The organism is Glutamicibacter sp. AOP38-B1-38, assembly GCF_052377485.1.
GTDB lineage: Bacteria > Actinomycetota > Actinomycetes > Actinomycetales > Micrococcaceae > Glutamicibacter.
This window is the reverse complement of the sequence record NZ_JBQSWU010000009.1, coordinates 85598-101246: the sequence shown is the minus strand read 5'-3', so window position 1 is coordinate 101246 and position 15649 is coordinate 85598. Positions and strand designations below refer to the sequence as shown.

General features: G+C 60.8%; 11 protein-coding genes and 1 riboswitch. Of the genes, 10 read left to right on the top strand and 1 reads right to left on the bottom strand.

Going from position 1 to position 15649, the window contains the following annotated elements; genetic code table 11:
- The first annotated feature begins 33 nt into the window (after nucleotides 1–33).
- Nucleotides 34–131, top strand: a riboswitch (glycine riboswitch).
- A 165-nt stretch (nucleotides 132–296) separates the two neighbouring features.
- The 8 genes from gcvP (at nucleotide 297) to ACT3TP_RS07230 (ending at nucleotide 11862) form a co-directional block, all read left to right on the top strand.
- The gene (gene gcvP, locus ACT3TP_RS07265) at nucleotides 297–3143 is read left to right on the top strand and encodes an aminomethyl-transferring glycine dehydrogenase (RefSeq protein WP_444620078.1); all 2847 of its coding nucleotides are present in this window, start codon (nucleotides 297–299) and stop codon (nucleotides 3141–3143) included.
- Nucleotides 3144–3152: 9 nt separating this feature from the next.
- Nucleotides 3153–4280 carry a glycine cleavage system aminomethyltransferase GcvT gene (gene gcvT / locus ACT3TP_RS07260; RefSeq protein ID WP_444620076.1) on the top strand — a complete coding sequence of 376 codons (1128 nt, stop codon included), beginning with the start codon at nucleotides 3153–3155 and terminating at the stop codon, nucleotides 4278–4280.
- 60 nt (nucleotides 4281–4340) lie between these two features.
- Nucleotides 4341–4721: a glycine cleavage system protein GcvH gene (gcvH, locus tag ACT3TP_RS07255; protein ID WP_096283236.1), complete on the top strand. Its 381-nt coding sequence runs from the start codon at nucleotides 4341–4343 to the stop codon at nucleotides 4719–4721.
- Nucleotides 4721–6043, top strand: a complete 1323-nt coding sequence (gene glyA / locus ACT3TP_RS07250) for a serine hydroxymethyltransferase (RefSeq protein ID WP_444620074.1) — start codon at nucleotides 4721–4723, stop codon at nucleotides 6041–6043. The genes gcvH and glyA overlap by 1 nt, the downstream gene beginning before the upstream one ends.
- A gap of 188 nt (nucleotides 6044–6231) precedes the next feature.
- Complete coding sequence (locus ACT3TP_RS07245; protein WP_105553330.1) at nucleotides 6232–7641, top strand: L-serine ammonia-lyase; 1410 nt, start codon at nucleotides 6232–6234, stop codon at nucleotides 7639–7641.
- A 407-nt stretch (nucleotides 7642–8048) separates the two neighbouring features.
- Entirely contained in the window at nucleotides 8049–9413 is a 1365-nt protein-coding gene (gene mgtE, locus ACT3TP_RS07240) for a magnesium transporter (protein WP_444620071.1), read from the top strand.
- A 66-nt stretch (nucleotides 9414–9479) separates the two neighbouring features.
- Nucleotides 9480–10589, top strand: a complete 1110-nt coding sequence (locus ACT3TP_RS07235) for an oxidoreductase (RefSeq protein WP_444620069.1) — start codon at nucleotides 9480–9482, stop codon at nucleotides 10587–10589.
- A gap of 142 nt (nucleotides 10590–10731) precedes the next feature.
- A complete protein-coding gene (locus ACT3TP_RS07230) occupies nucleotides 10732–11862 on the top strand; it encodes a baeRF2 domain-containing protein (RefSeq protein WP_444620067.1) in 1131 nt (376 codons plus the stop codon).
- Nucleotides 11863–11933: 71 nt separating this feature from the next.
- Here the strand turns inward: ACT3TP_RS07230 and ACT3TP_RS07225 are convergent, their stop codons facing one another.
- Nucleotides 11934–13091: a CPBP family intramembrane glutamic endopeptidase gene (locus ACT3TP_RS07225; RefSeq protein ID WP_105553327.1), complete on the bottom strand. Its 1158-nt coding sequence runs from the start codon at nucleotides 13089–13091 to the stop codon at nucleotides 11934–11936.
- Between the two features lie 156 nt (nucleotides 13092–13247).
- On the opposite strand from ACT3TP_RS07225, the gene ACT3TP_RS07220 reads away from it, so the two are divergent.
- Complete coding sequence (locus ACT3TP_RS07220; RefSeq protein ID WP_444620065.1) at nucleotides 13248–14525, top strand: YibE/F family protein; 1278 nt, start codon at nucleotides 13248–13250, stop codon at nucleotides 14523–14525.
- A gap of 46 nt (nucleotides 14526–14571) precedes the next feature.
- Complete coding sequence (locus ACT3TP_RS07215; RefSeq protein ID WP_105553325.1) at nucleotides 14572–15630, top strand: metal ABC transporter solute-binding protein, Zn/Mn family; 1059 nt, start codon at nucleotides 14572–14574, stop codon at nucleotides 15628–15630.
- The last annotated feature ends 19 nt before the right edge of the window (nucleotides 15631–15649 follow it).

The window sequence follows — 15649 nt, the reverse complement described above, 5'->3', positions numbered from 1 at the left end:
TGTTTTGGATCATCAGATCCACGGCACAGCCTTCGACGGATGGCGGGAGAGACCCGTTCACACCATGGATGGGCGCCGTAGGAGCAATTCCTCCCCAGGAAACTCTCAGGCCCCCGTACCGCCATCACGAGGCAACTCTGGAAAGAAACCGGCCCGTTCCGGTTCACCGAAGGTGCAAGCGCCCGGCTTTGTAGGTCGGATGCGTAAAACTCTCAGGTTATGCAACAGGGATGGGGAGGGACAGAGACCTTCCTTTGGCATGCGCCAAGACAGATCCCCCTGGAGATAACTGCACCATGACTATTACGCAGACCTCGGCATCAACGAGTAGCGAATTCGTGTCCCGCCACATTGGCCCACGTCCGGCCGATGCAAACCACATGCTCCAGACGCTGGGTTACTCCAGCCTCGACGAGCTGATCGACACCGCAGTTCCGGCCGACATCCGCCAGGGTGCGGCATTGGATCTTCCTGCTGCCCTGAGCGAAACCGAAGCGTTGGCTCACCTGCGCAACCTGGCATCCAAGAACGTGATGAAGACCCAGATGATCGGCCAGGGCTTCTACGACACCTTCACGCCAGCGGTGATTCGCCGCAACATCGTGGAAAACCCGGCCTGGTACACCGCCTACACCCCGTACCAGCCAGAAATCTCCCAGGGCCGCCTCGAAGCGCTGCTGAACTTCCAGACCATGGTCATGGACCTGACCGGCCTGCCCATCGCCAACGCCTCGATGCTCGATGAGTCCTCATCGGCGGCCGAAGCCGTGCTGATGATGCGCCGTTCGAATAAGAAGAAGGCCAGCGGCAAGACCGTGCTGGACTCGAACATCTTCCCGCAGACCATCAAGGTCATCGAAGGCCGCGCCGACGCGCTCGGCTTCAAAATCGAAGTTGTTGACCTCTCCCAGGGTCTGCCGGAAGGCGACATCTCGGGTATCGTGCTCCAGCAGCCGGGCAACGACGGCTCGATTGCCGACCACAAGCAGATCATCGCCGCCGCCAAGGACGCCGGCGCGATGGTCACTGTCATCGCCGACCTGCTCTCGCTGACCATGATCACCCCTCCCGGTGAACAGGGCGCGGATATCGCAGTGGGCAACACCCAGCGCTTCGGGGTGCCGCTGTTCTTCGGCGGACCGCACGCTGCCTACCTCGCCGTCGGCGCGGGCCTGCAGCGCTCGATGCCCGGGCGCCTGGTCGGTGTCTCCACCGATGACGCCGGCACCCCAGCCTACCGCCTGGCACTGCAGACTCGCGAGCAGCACATCCGCCGCGAGAAGGCCACCTCCAACATCTGCACCGCACAGGCGCTGCTGGCCATTTGCGCCTCGATGTATGGCGTCTACCACGGCCCGGCGGGCCTGAAGCAGATCGCGACCCGGGCGCACAACCACGCTCGCGTCATCGCCAGCTCGCTGGTTTCCGGCGGCTTCACCCTGGCGTCCGACTCCTTCTTCGACACCGTTGTGGTCAACGTCGAGAACGCGGAAGCGGTCATCGCCAAGGCGGCCGAAGCCGGCATCAACCTGCGCAAGGTTTCCGAAACCCAGGTGGGCATCTCCACCGATGAGGCAACCACCGCGGATATCGTGCGCACCCTGGCCGAGGTCTTCGGCGTTGAGCTGTCCGTACCGGAGGGCTTCGAGATCCCCGAGGCGCAGGTGCGCACCAGCGCCTACATGACCCACCCGATCTTCAACACCATCTCCTCCGAGACCCAGATGATGCGCTACCTGCGTCGCCTCTCGGACCGCGACCTGGCCTTGGACCGCACCATGATCCCACTGGGCTCATGCACCATGAAGCTGAACTCGGCCGCCGAGATGGAATCCATCACCTGGCCGGAGTTCGCCACGATCCACCCCTACGTTCCCGCCGAGCAGTCCATCGGCTGGCGCGAACTGATCACCGACCTCGAAGGCCGGTTGACCGCCATCACCGGTTACGCCGGCATCTCGATCCAGCCCAACGCCGGCTCGCAGGGCGAATACTCCGGGTTGCTTGCCATCTCCGGCTACCACGCCTCGCGCGGCGAATCCCAGCGCGACGTCTGCCTGATCCCGGCTTCGGCCCACGGCACCAACGCGGCTTCGGCCGTGCTGGCAGGGATGAAGGTCGTCGTGGTGAAGACCGCAGCGGACGGCACCATCGACGCAAACGACCTGGATGCCAAGATCGAGGCCAACAAGGACGTCCTGTCGGCCATCATGATCACCTACCCATCCACCCACGGGGTCTACGACGCCGACGTGCGCGAGGTCTGCGACAAGATCCACGCCGCGGGCGGCCAGGTCTACATCGACGGCGCGAACATGAACGCCCTGGTGGGCCTCGCGCAGCCGGGCCAGTTCGGCGGCGACGTCAGCCACCTGAACCTGCACAAGACCTTCTGCATCCCGCACGGCGGTGGCGGACCGGGCGTCGGCCCGGTCGCTGTCGCCGAGCACCTGGTGCCATTCCTGCCCGGCGACGCTTCGGGCAGCTACACCGAACGCGACGGTGTGCCGGTAGTGTCCACCGCTTTCGGCTCCGCCGGCGTGCTGCCGATCTCCTGGGCCTACATTGCGATGATGGGTGGCGACGGGCTGACCGAAGCAACCAAGACCGCGATCCTGAACGCAAACTACATTGCCAAGCGCCTGAACGAGTACTTCCCGATCCTGTTCACCGGCAACAAGTCCCTGGTGGCCCACGAGTGCATCCTGGACCTCCGCGAACTGACCGCGAAAACCGGTGTGACCGCAGAAGACGTGGCCAAGCGCCTGATCGACTTCGGATTCCACGCACCAACGCTGTCCTTCCCGGTCTCCGGCACCCTGATGGTGGAGCCAACCGAGTCCGAGGACCTGGCGGAAATCGAACGCTTCATCGAAGCGATGATCACCATCCACCAGGAAATGCAGGAAGTGCTGTCCGGGGTCTACACCATCGAAGAGTCGCCGCTGCGCAACGCACCGCACAGCGCCACCGCGCTGATCTCCAGCAATTGGGACCGCAAGTACAGCGTCGAGCAGGCCGCCTTCCCGGTAGCCAGCCTCAAGCGGGACAAGTACTTCCCGGCCACCGGGCGCATCGACGGCGCAGCCGGTGACCGAAACCTGATCTGCTCCTGCCCAGCTCCTGAAGCCTTCGAAGACTAGGACATCGCGATGACTGAGACAAGCACCGATATCAAGCACACCGCGCTGCACGGCAAGCATGCCGAGCTTGGCGCTTCGTTCACCGACTTCGGCGGCTGGGATATGCCGCTGAAGTATGGTTCGGAACTTGCCGAGCACAAGGCCGTGCGTTCCACCGCGGGCCTGTTCGACCTGTCCCACATGGGCGAGGTATGGCTCACCGGTCCCCAGGCCGGCGAGGCGTTGAACACCGCGCTGGCCGGCAACCTGTCCATCATGAAGGTCGGCAAGGCGAAGTACTCGCTGATCCTCAACGAAGCGGGCAAGATCCTTGACGACTTGATCGTCTACCGCCTCGGCGAAGAGCGCTTCCTGGTCGTGCCAAACGCCGGCAACGCGCCGGTTGTGGCGGCCGCACTGGCCGAGCGCGCAGCAGGTTTCGACGTCGTGGTGGATGACGCCTCGGCACGCACCTCGCTGATCGCTGTACAGGGCCCGAACGCCGAGGCGATCGTGGCATCGCTGGCGGCGGATGAGCAGACCGCAGCCGCGGTGCAGGAACTGAACTACTACGCGGCCATCGAAGTGGTTCTCGGCGGAATCGACGTGCTGCTGGCCCGCACCGGCTACACCGGCGAAGACGGCTTCGAGCTGATCATCGCCAACGAAGTCGCCGCCGCCATCTGGGACAAGACCGTCGCAGCCGGCACCGGCCACGAACTGGTCCCTTGCGGGCTGGCTTCGCGTGACTCCCTGCGTCTGGAAGCCGGCATGCCGCTCTACGGCAACGAGCTTTCCGTCGAGCGCACCCCCTTCGATGCCGGCTTCGCGCCGGTGGTGTCCTTCAAGAAGACCGAGAACTTTGTCGGTCGCGAAGCGCTGGAGGCACTGCGCGGACAGACACCGCCACGCAAGCTGGTGGGCCTGAAAGGTCTGGGCAAGCGCGCCGGCCGAGGCGGGTACGCCATCGTCAAGGATGGAGCGACCATAGGTGAGATCACCTCCGGCCAGCCATCGCCGACCTTGGGCTACCCGGTAGCACTGGGCTACGTAGATGTTGCATTTAGTGAAGTGGGAACCGAGCTAGATGTCGACCTTCGTGGCAAGACATTGCCATTTGTGGTCGTAGAACTGCCGTTCTACACCCGAGCAAAGTAACGTTTAACCTAAGCGGGCGTTCGTAAGACGCCCACCATTTCCCTTGGGAGAGGAATTATCGTGAGTAAAGTTCTTTCATCGTTGCGCTACTCGGCCGAGCACGAGTGGATCGATGCAGCATCGCCAGCCAAGATCGGTATCACACAGATCGCCGCCGACGCTCTGGGCGACGTGGTCTACGTTGACCTGCCAGAAGTTGGCGACACCGTGACCGCGGGCGAGACCTGTGGCGAAGTCGAGTCCACGAAGTCGGTTTCCGACCTGTACTCGCCAGTGACCGGCACCATCGTCGAGATCAACCAGGAAGCTGCAGACAATCCTGCAATCCTGAACGAAGATCCATACGGCAACGGCTGGCTGTTCACCGTTGAAGTTGAGTCCGAAGGTCCGCTGCTTTCGGCAGCAGACTACGCCAGCGCGAACGGTGGAAACGTCGAGTAATGAGCAACAAGACTTTTGAATCCCTAGCCCCTGCATCATTGACTCAGTCCCTGGCGCAGCTCGATCCTGAGGTTGCCCAGCGGATCGATGCCGAGCTCGCTCGTCAGCAGCGTGGTCTGGAGATGATCGCTTCGGAGAACCATACCGCGCAGGCTGTGATGCAGGCGCAGGGTTCGGTGCTGACCAACAAGTACGCCGAAGGTTACCCGGGCCGCCGTTATTACGGTGGTTGCGAAGAGGTTGACGTTATCGAGACGTTGGCGATTGAGCGCTTGAAGGCTCTGTTCGGTGCGGAGTATGCCAATGTGCAGCCGCATTCCGGTGCGCAGGCCAACGCTTCGGTGTTCCACGCGCTGGTTCGCCCGGGCGATACGGTGATGGGCCTGAACTTGGCTCATGGTGGTCACCTGACCCACGGGATGAAGATCAACTTCTCGGGTCGTCTCTTTAACATCGTTCCTTATGGTGTGAATGAAGAGACCTACGAGGTGGACATGGATGAGGTGGAGCGCCTCGCCGTGGAGAGCCAGCCGAAGATGATTGTTGCTGGTTGGTCGGCGTATCCACGCCAGTTGGACTTCGCTCGCTTCCGCGAGATCGCTGACAAGGTCGGTGCGTACTTGTTTGTGGATATGGCGCACTTTGCTGGTCTGGTGGCTGCTGGGTTGCATCCTTCGCCGGTGCCGCATGCGCATGTGGTGACCTCCACGACGCATAAGACTCTTGCTGGTCCTCGTGGCGGCATTATTTTGTCGAATGATGCTGATATTGCCAAGAAGATCAATTCGGCGGTGTTCCCTGGTCAGCAGGGTGGCCCGTTGGAGCATGTGATCGCTGGTAAGGCTGTGGCGTTCAAGATTGCTGGGTCACAGGAGTTCAAGGAGCGCCAGGCGCGTACCTTGGCTGGGTCGCGGATTTTGGCTGAGCGTTTGGGCCAGGGGGATGTGGCGGCTAAGGGTATTAGCGTGTTGACCGGTGGTACGGATGTGCATTTGGTTCTGGTTGATTTGCGTCATTCGGAGCTTGATGGGCAGCAGGCTGAGGATTTGTTGGCGCAGGTGGAGATCACGGTGAATCGTAATGCGGTGCCGTTTGATCCGCGTCCGCCGATGGTGACTTCGGGTTTGCGTATTGGTACTCCGGCGTTGGCGACTCGTGGTTTCTCGGAGGCTGCGTTTGGCGAGGTTGCGGAGATTATTGCGCAGGCTTTGATTGCTGGTGCTGATGGTAATGCTGGTGTGTTGCCGGAGTTGAAGCAGCGTGTGCTGGATCTGGCGCAGGCTCACCCGCTCTACCCGGAACTCGCGAAGGTTTCCGAGTAGCAGCTTTTAAGTAAGGAAGGCCCGGAAAGCAAAAACATCGCGTTCCGGGCCTTTCGTCTCTTGTGCGAATGCCAAACAGGCCACTATCGTGCATCACCGGGGACGGGGATCATCCTATTCTCTGCCTCACCACACACATTAGGTGTGAGCATCACCTATTGCCCCAAGTTCTAAGGATGTGAACCGTCATGGCGGTTAGCGTATTCGATCTTTTCTCGGTTGGTATCGGACCTTCCTCCAGCCACACCGTGGGACCAATGCGTGCGGCGCACGCATTCATTGCCCAGGTAATTCGCGAGGGGAAGATTGAGGCACTCGAATCCCTGCGCATCGACGTGTACGGTTCGCTTGCAGCGACCGGACGCGGGCACGGGACCTTCACCGCAATCATGCTCGGGCTGGAGGGCTTCGAACCTGAAGCCATTCTCCCGGCACAGGTAGATGAGCGTCTGGCACAGATGGAATCCACCGGTATTCTTCGTCTCGGGTCTCAGCTGGAGGTGCGCAAGGACCTGAATTACATGGTCAGTGACATGATTCAGCACCCATTGACCGTCCTGCCCCGGCACACCAATGGCGTGAAGTTCATAGCCTTGGATGCAGCAGGTGCAGAACTGCTCAACGAAACGTTCTTCTCCGTCGGCGGCGGTTTCATTGTCCGCGAAGGCACCGAAGAACGTATCGAGAAGAATATCGAAAAGAAGGTCAAGCAGCAGCCGTATCCCTTTACTACTGCTGCGCGCTTGATGGAACATACGCAGGATACCGGCAAGTCGATCGCCGAGATCATGATGGCCAATGAGGAGACCTTCCGTACCCGGGAGGAAATCCGCTCCGGCCTCGTCCATATCTACGAGGTCATGGAACAGTGCAAGGACGCATCGCTCGAACGCACCGGCGTGCTTCCCGGAGGATTGAAGGTTCGCCGCCGCGCACCAGAATGGCACGAACGCTTGCGCAAGGAAGACAAGGACCGTGATCCGGTCTACTGGCAGGAATGGATCAACCTCGTGGCGCTGGCCGTCAATGAAGAAAACGCTTCGGGCGGTCGCGTCGTGACGGCTCCAACCAACGGCGCCGCGGGCATCATCCCTGCCGTCCTGTTCTACGCAACCCACTACGCACCAGGGGCCAAGTACTGGAACGAAGAGGAAAAGAACGATGCCGTGGTTCGCTTCCTGCTCACCGCCGGTGCCGTTGGCGTGCTGTACAAGGAACAGGCCTCGATCTCCGGTGCCGAGGTCGGCTGCCAGGGCGAAGTTGGTTCGGCTTCGTCGATGGCGGCCGGTGGGCTAGCCGAAATTCTTGGCGGTACCCCAGCCCAGGTTGAAAACGCCGCGGAAATCGCCATGGAACATAACCTTGGACTCACCTGCGACCCGATCGGCGGCCTCGTGCAGATTCCATGTATTGAACGCAACGCGATTGCCGCTTCCAAGGCGGTGAACGCGGCCAAGATGGCGTTGATGGGCGACGGCGAACACCACGTCACCTTGGACGAAGTCATCATCACCATGCGCGAGACGGGCAAGGATATGAGCGACAAGTACAAGGAAACCGCAATGGGCGGCCTGGCCGTCAACGTGGTTGAATGCTAATTCAGCACCCCGAAAAAGCGTGCGGCGGGCTCTTGCCCGCCGCACGCTTTTTCATCTGACGGATGTGATCTTGTCGCCTACGTGGCAACTATTGCCCAAGATGATGATAGAACTAAGGAGAAGGTTCTCGGGCGCACGCCCGAACGGATTCCAGGAGGTGAGCTACATGGACGACGGCTCTAGTCGATCTATGTCCACGCGACCTCCGCAAATCAGCCGCTGAGCTACACGACAATTCCTGTGCAGCGGTGAGTGAGCTTTGGAGAGCCGCGCTTCAAATCCCTCCTCCACGCATGATTCCCGCCAACGATCACTGATGGACTTTTCACCTAGATTTCGCTAGGTGAACGCCTGCCGGTGATTCGCCCGCACCTCTGGAATGATGCGCCAATACACCGTTTGGGCTGATGACCTTGCACATTTCCAAAGAAGTAGACTTCTCTACTATTTCAACGCTGATCCACGAGCATCTCGGCTCACCGGATTTCAACGAGCTTGCCTTCCTGCTGCGCGGCCTGAGCTTGCAGCAAACCCTCCAGCAGCTGCACCGGCTGCCGGCCAAAGACATGGCAATCGTCTACCGGCTGCTCGCCAAGGATCAAGCCCTTGGTGTTTTCCAACGCCTGGATCCTGCCATCCAGGCCGAACTGATTGGCAGCTTGCAGCAAGACGCGGTCAGCGAAACCTTTGCCGGGATGGCAACCGATGATCGCGTGGCGCTGCTCGATGAACTACCGGCGCAGCTTGCGGCGAAACTGCTGCGAGGCCTAGCCCCGGAGCAGCGCGAAGCGGTCAACGTCCTGCTCGGCTATCGCGCTGGGGTGGTGGGGCACCTGATGAATCCTTACTTTGTCACGACCCGCCCAGAGCTGAGCGTTGCCGAAAGCCTGCAACGGGTACGAGGCCAATTGGATAGCGCAGAGAGTATCTACACGCTGGTAGTGACCGATGAAACGCGTCGCTTGCTCGGGGTAGTTTCACTGCGCGCACTGATGGCCGCCGACGAAGAACAGCGGGTATCGGAGCTGCTCACCGTTGGCGCCGGTCTGCACGCCGAGCAGCCCGCAACCGAGGCGGCTCGCCAAGTGGTGCTTAGCAAGGAACTGCTGACCCCGGTGGTGGATTCCGAACAGCGGGTTGTCGGAGTCTTTAGCTCCACCGACGCGATCTCGATTCTCGCCGCGGCCGATGAGGAACGCGCTGCGCGCGGTTCCGGTGCCGAACCTCTGCGGCGTCCCTACCTGAGCACCGCGGTTGGTTCTCTGGTAAAAAGCCGCATTGTATGGCTGCTGGTGCTTGCCGTCGGGGCAAGCCTCACGGTCCAGGTGCTTTCGAGTTTCGAAGAAACCCTCGAGTCGATGGTGGTGCTCAGCTTGTTCATTCCACTGATCGTCGGCATCGGCGGCAACACCGGAAACCAGGCGGCGACCACGGTCACCCGAGCAATTGCGATGGGCGATGTTCGCGTCGGGGACCTCGGGCGGGTCATGCTGCGTGAGCTCTGTGTGGGGCTCATCCTCGGATTATGCCTGGGAACCCTCGGATTTGCGCTGGCCGGATTCATCTTCGGCGGATCCATTGCGCTGATTATCGGGATCACGCTGGTGGCACTGTGCACGATAGCGGCAGGAGTCGGCGGCATCATGCCGATTATCGGCAAATGGCTGAAAGTCGATCCTGCGGTCTTCTCGAATCCATTCATCTCTACTTTTGTGGATGCCGCCGGGCTGATCGTGTACTTCAGCGTGGCAGTTGCCGTGCTCGCAAACTAGCATGGCCCCAGCTCATGGCAACTTGCCTGTTGGAATAATATCCGGGACTACAGCGTCACACTAGATATGCCTCTAAGTAAATTGTTCACCCCAGTCACCATCCCTACGCGCAGCGGAGCGGGCCTGATGCTGCGCAACCGGGTCGTGCTGCCACCTATGTGCCAGTACGCCGTTGACAAGACAGACGGCGTGCCCACGGACTGGCAGCTAGTTCACCTCGGCTCGATGGCCCATGGCGGTTTTTCGCTGATCGTCACCGAAGCTTCGGCGGTGGTACCCGAAGGCCGGATCTCGGACCGTGACGCCGGAATCTGGAACGAGGAGCAGGTCCAATCATGGGCACGCGTCAACGAATACGTGCACGCGCACGGTGCCGCAACGGCCATCCAGCTGGCTCACGCCGGGGCGAAGGCCTCGACCCATGGCTGGCTCCAGGAGCTCGAAGCAGAGCAGAAGACCGGAAGCCTCGCCGCGTCCGAGGGAGGGTGGGACACCGTCACCTCCACGCCGAGCGAAATTTACGGTCTGAAACCAGCGAGCGGAATGACTCAAGAGCAGATCGCCGACTCCGTCCAAGCCTGGGCCGCGGCGGCGGAGCGTGCCGATGCCGCAGGTTTTGACATGATACAAATCCATGCGGCCCATGGATACTTGATTCACCAGTTCCTCTCGCCATTGTCGAATAAGCGAACCGATGAGTATGGCGGAAGCTGGGAAAACCGCACACGCTACCTTCGCGAGATCGTGCATGCGGTCGCGGCCCGCTGGCCCGAGAACAAGGCCCTGGGCATTCGCTTCTCTGGAGACGATTGGGTCGAAGCCGGCTGGCGCATCGCCGACACGGTTAGATTGGCCGAGGAGCTCTACGCGGCAGGAGTGCGGGCCTTTGACCTTTCCAGCGCCGGAATCGGTGCCTTCCATGGCCCCAGCGGTCCCGGATACCAAGTCCCACTGGCCCAGGCGGTTAAGCAGGCACTGCCAGATGACGCCTTTGTGACCGCCGTGGGCGCAATTACCGAAGCGCATCAGGCCGAGCAGATATTGGTGACCGGACAGGCCGACGGCGTATGCATCGGGCGGGCGGCATTGGGCGACCCGCAGTGGCCAAACCGCGCCGCACAGGTCTTGGGGGCCAGCAAGTCGCACCCCTCGCATTACTGGCGTGGACGCTGGTAAAAAACTTAGGTCGGGTGGCTATTTGGGCTTTGCCCATGCGATCTTTTCGCTTTGCTCTTCCAGCTATCGACGCGCGGTGTTAGGTTAGTCACACGGAGCTAGTCGCACGGCGGCCAGGGGTCGCGTGCGGAAGGGAGTCAGCATGGCACTACGCGCGGATTCTAATGGAATCGACGCTTCGCTTTATCGGGAAAATGGTTCGTGGTGCACCGCTTTGGTGGATGCATCATTGGGAACCACCGCGGCGCACGAAGCAGCTGACCGATTGCCGGGGGAAGTGGCCAAACTACTGAAAAGCCAGCAGGCCAGCTCCAATGATATTGAAGCTGTGACCGGGGCTTTGGAACCGGCGAAGGGGCTTCGTGCACCGGTAGCTCGATTCATCGCAGTCCATGACGGGACGGCGGTACTCAACGAACTCATTCCCGGACTGAAGGTCGAATCCGCCGCCGTGGATGCGGGGCCATTTCCGAATTTCACCGCCCTAGCCAGGGCGCGGGGTGGGGCATTTTCCTATCTTGTGGCCGAGGTCGGGCGCGATGGCGGAGAGGTGCACCTGTACAACACCACGTCCCCGGAGCGAGTGGGCAGCCGCGGGATCGTGGGCTCACCGGAAGAAACCCACCATGCACGCAAGGTGCCAGGCGAGTATGACCAGCCGAAGAATCAGTCCGCGGCCGATGAGATGGCGCGACGCAACGCCGAGGAAGTTGCGGAACTGATCACCGAAATGTGCAAGGACACCTATATCAGGCTCATCGTGCTTTCCGGCGACGTGAAATCGCGAGAGGCCATCGCTGGGATGCTTCCGGTGGCGCTCAAGCCGTATGTCGAGGTCTTGGATGCGCACACGCGCACCGGCGGCGCGGATACCAAGCAGGTTGATGACCGCATTTCGCAGTTAGTCTCCGATACGCACGCCGAAGCGATAGCGGAGCTTGAGCAGCGGGTGTCGGCTCAGGCTGGCAACGGTCGCGCGCAACTGGCCGTAGGCCTCGCCGAGGTGGTGACAGCGCTTCAATCCGCTCAGGCAGAAGTGGTGCTCGTTGGACAGTATCAAGATGAACACACCCTGCGGGCGCTATCCGCCGAACCTTGGGTGGCCCATGAAGAGGGCGATGATCATTCGGACCTGGTCATGGGGCAGTGGCCGGCTCCAGAGGTGCTGCTTCGAGCGACGGCGTTGACGGATGCCACAATCCGTTACGTTCCCGACTCGATTCTTCCCGATGGCGTGGGCATCGCAGCCTTGCTGCGCTGGGCCAAGTCCTAAAACCGAGAAAGCTTCGCCGGTGAGAGCGCATGATGCGTGCTCACCGGCGAAGCTTTTTAGCGCCACCCTAGCTACGGGTTAGGTGCGTTATGGTCGTGGGGGTTCGCGTCCGGCTGGCTGGGATTGGGGTAGCCTTCCAGCGGTGGCTGCGCCGGAGGGTAGGCCGAACCGCTCTGCGGGGCGGGCGGAGCCCAATACGCCGGTGCCGGCGGAACCGCAGGATAGGCCGCCGGCCAAGGCTGCAACAGCTGTGGGGCACGGCGCTGCGGTGCCGGCCCGGCCGTTCTCTCGATATGCCGCCGCTTGGCCACCCAAAGCAGGATGTAGGTCACCAGCGCGGTGAATCCTATCGAAGTAAGCAGGCTAGAGAGCGACGATTGCGTGGCGTTGATATCGACCGCTCCGACGGCGGCCAGCAGGAACAAGCCCACATTGTTGATCACGTGTATTGCGATGGCCGCTTCCAAGCCGCCGGTGCGCCAGGTGAGGAATCCTGCGGCTATGGCGAAGAACGCCACATCAAGCAGCCCGTAAATATCGTATAAGTGGCCAAAGGTGAATAGCGGCACCGGAAGCAATATCGCGAACAACGGGTGTTTAAGCCAGCTGCCAATGGTTTGCATGAGCATCCCGCGGAATACGATTTCCTCCGCCGCTGCCTGGAACGGCACCAGCAGCACCACGAGCAAGGCGAAGAAGAGCGGATTCGCGGGGAGGTTCTCTGCGGGGACATTCGTCGGAGCCACGAGGCCGGCGGCCTCGATGCCTAAACTAATCCCAAAATAAATTGCGTAGAGCACGACCGCGATCCCGGTGCACAGGCCCAGCCATTTCCAGCGAATCCTGCCGGCCACGGAGATCAAGAGCCCCAGTGGTTTGGGGCCGAGCAGCAGGTAGGCGAAATACGCTACCGGGATCAATACGATCAGCGAGAGCATGGTGAAGAGGAAGACCGCAGGGTCGGCCATGTTCATGCTGTCGAAAGCCATCATCACCGGATCGGTCGGCTCGTCAAGCCGCGTCCCCAGCGAGCTGAAGAGCACGATCATGAGGCCTATGAGCAAGATGACAATTGCCACCAGGTAGAAACCCGTGGCCGTTCCCAGCAATGCCAACGGGCGCCACCACGCATATTTCGGATCCCGGCGCATCAGACGATGGAACTCGTATCGAGGTTCATCGGCGCTTGCTGCATTGGGTGTAGGCCCATTTATCTCTGGCTTGCTCATAATACAATTTTCGCCCCGAACAGGTTCTTTAGGTATGAACCTTGCGGAGGATTTGTTGGATCATCCTTTAGGGGTGTTCATTACCGGGTGTACAGGTTGGCTGACTAGACTTGGGCGCGACGAGTTCTGAAAATTCCTTTGAGGAGTACACCGCACGTGGGGCATCACCATCACGATCAGCCGATTTTGCAAGACCCGAGCCGCAGGCGCCGCGCTTCAATCATTCTGTGGGCCCTGCTCGCCCCCGTCGGGGCGCTCGCTTTGATCATGGTCATCGCGCTCTGGCCGCAGGGCAACTATGATCGCTTTGCCCTGAATGGCGCCATGGAGACAACCGGTGGCGCGAGCATGCAGGTCGGCACCGTGACCAGATCGGCGATTGAGGACTGCCCCTCGAGCATCGGGCTTGAAGATGTCGGAGGCAAGACGCTGGAATGCAACGTCACCTACCTGATGCCAGATAGTGGCGGCGCCGAAATTCAGCTGGAGATTCCGCCGGAGACGCTGCATTCCCGCGAAGCGCGTTCCGGTGACCAGATTCGATATTTGGACCTGTCAAGCGTTGACTCGGGCAGCGGCAGCCCCTATGTCTTTGTGGATTTCGTGCGCACCTTGCCGATGGCCCTGCTGGCGGTGGCTTATGGCCTGGTGGTGGTACTGGTAGCTGGCTGGCGTGGTGCTCGCGCGGTCATTGGGCTCGTTGGCGGCATCGCGTTCATGATCATCTTCATGGTGCCGGCGTTGTTGGAGGGCGGGAATCCCGTGCTGATTGCGCTGACGGGTTCGACCGCGATCATGTTCGTGGCGTTGTATTTCGCCCATGGGCTCAACGCGAAAACGTCCACCGCACTGCTCGGAACGCTCTTTGGCTTGGCGGTGACAGCCGGTTTGGCGGTGTGGCTGACCGACGCCGCGGCGCTCACGGGCGCCAATGATGAACATGCGATGACGCTCTCCACCGTGGTGCCGCAAATATCCCTGCCCGGCCTGCTGATCTGTGGCCTGCTGGTGGGTGGCATGGGTGTGTTGAACGACGTCACCATCACCCAGTCCGCAACGGTCTGGGAGTTGGCGGAGACCGCTCCGCATGCTTCGGCCAGGGAGTTGTTCTTCAAGGGCATGCGCATCGGTCGCGACCATATCGCCTCGACCGTGTATACGATTGCCTTCGCCTATGCCGGTGCGTCACTGCCGATCTTGGCCATCGCGGCATTGAGCGATCAAAGCTTCGGGACCACCCTGAGCTCGGGCTCGATGGCGGAGGAAGTCATCCGAATCCTCATAGGCTCCATCGGCTTGGTCCTCGCGATCCCGGTCACCACGGCTATCGCCGTGGTTGTCGTGAAGGCGACTGGTACCGGCGGTGCACACGGTAAAAGCAGTGTGCCGCTCGGACGGCGAGCAGCGCTAAGTGCGAATGGTTCTCAAAACTAATGTAGAATAGTTCTCAATAGCGTGATGGGTGAATGGAGACTAATAGATGAAAAACCGTGGAATGCTGGCCTCATTGGTGACGATCCCACTGACCGGCTTACTGCTGGCAGGATGCTCGGCAAATACAACCGCCGAGGCGCAGGGCACCGAGGAGCCAGCTGCCGGTGGCAAGGTTGAGGTTGTCACAACGATGAATGTGTACGGGCAGATTGCCCGGGCTGTCGGCGGCGAGCATGTAGAAGTCACCGAAATTATCACTTCCACGGCGCAGGATCCGCACTCTTACGAGCCAACCGCCCGGGACAAGCTCACCGTGTCCAAGGCCTCGATCGTCTTGGCCAACGGCGGCGGCTATGACCAATTCATGGACTCGCTGGTTTCCTCGTTGCCTGCCGAGCAAGCTGAACAGGTGCAGCTGATCCACGCTGTGGACTCCTCTCCGGTAGCGGCAGAGCACGAAGAAGGCGAAGCGCATGCCGAGCATGAGGGCGAGGAGCACGCCGAGCATGAGCATGAGGGCGAGGAGCATGCCGAGCACGAGCATGCAGAAGAAGCAGCCGATGACCATGCTGGACATGATCACGCGGAATACAACGAACATATTTGGTATGACCTGGATTCAATGGAAGCCCTCGCAGCCAGTTTGGCTACCGAGCTTGGCGAATCCGACCCAGAAAACGCCGAGACCTTCAAAGCCAACGCTGCAAGCTTCGCGGAGGGGATCGGTGGATTGCAGGAGCAGCTCGCATCCGCGAAGCTTGGCAAGCGCAGCTACGCCATGACCGAGCCGGTGCCATTCCATCTGCTCGAGGATGCAGGAATGGAAAATAAGACTCCCGCTGGACTGAGCGAAGCCGTCGAAGCCGGCGAAGGGATCGCGCCGCTGACGCTCAAGTCATTGAGCGACACACTGGATGCAGGCGAACTGGATGTGCTGGCTTATAACGTGCAGACCGAAGGGCCTGAAACTACGGCACTTCGTGCGAGCGCCGAATCCGGCAAGGTGGCGGTAGTGGACTTCCGCGAAACCATCACCGACGACTCCAGCTACCTTGAATGGATGGAGAAAAATATTAGCTCCTTGGCTTCCGCGATTGGCGAGTAGTTAAAACGTAGACTAGAGG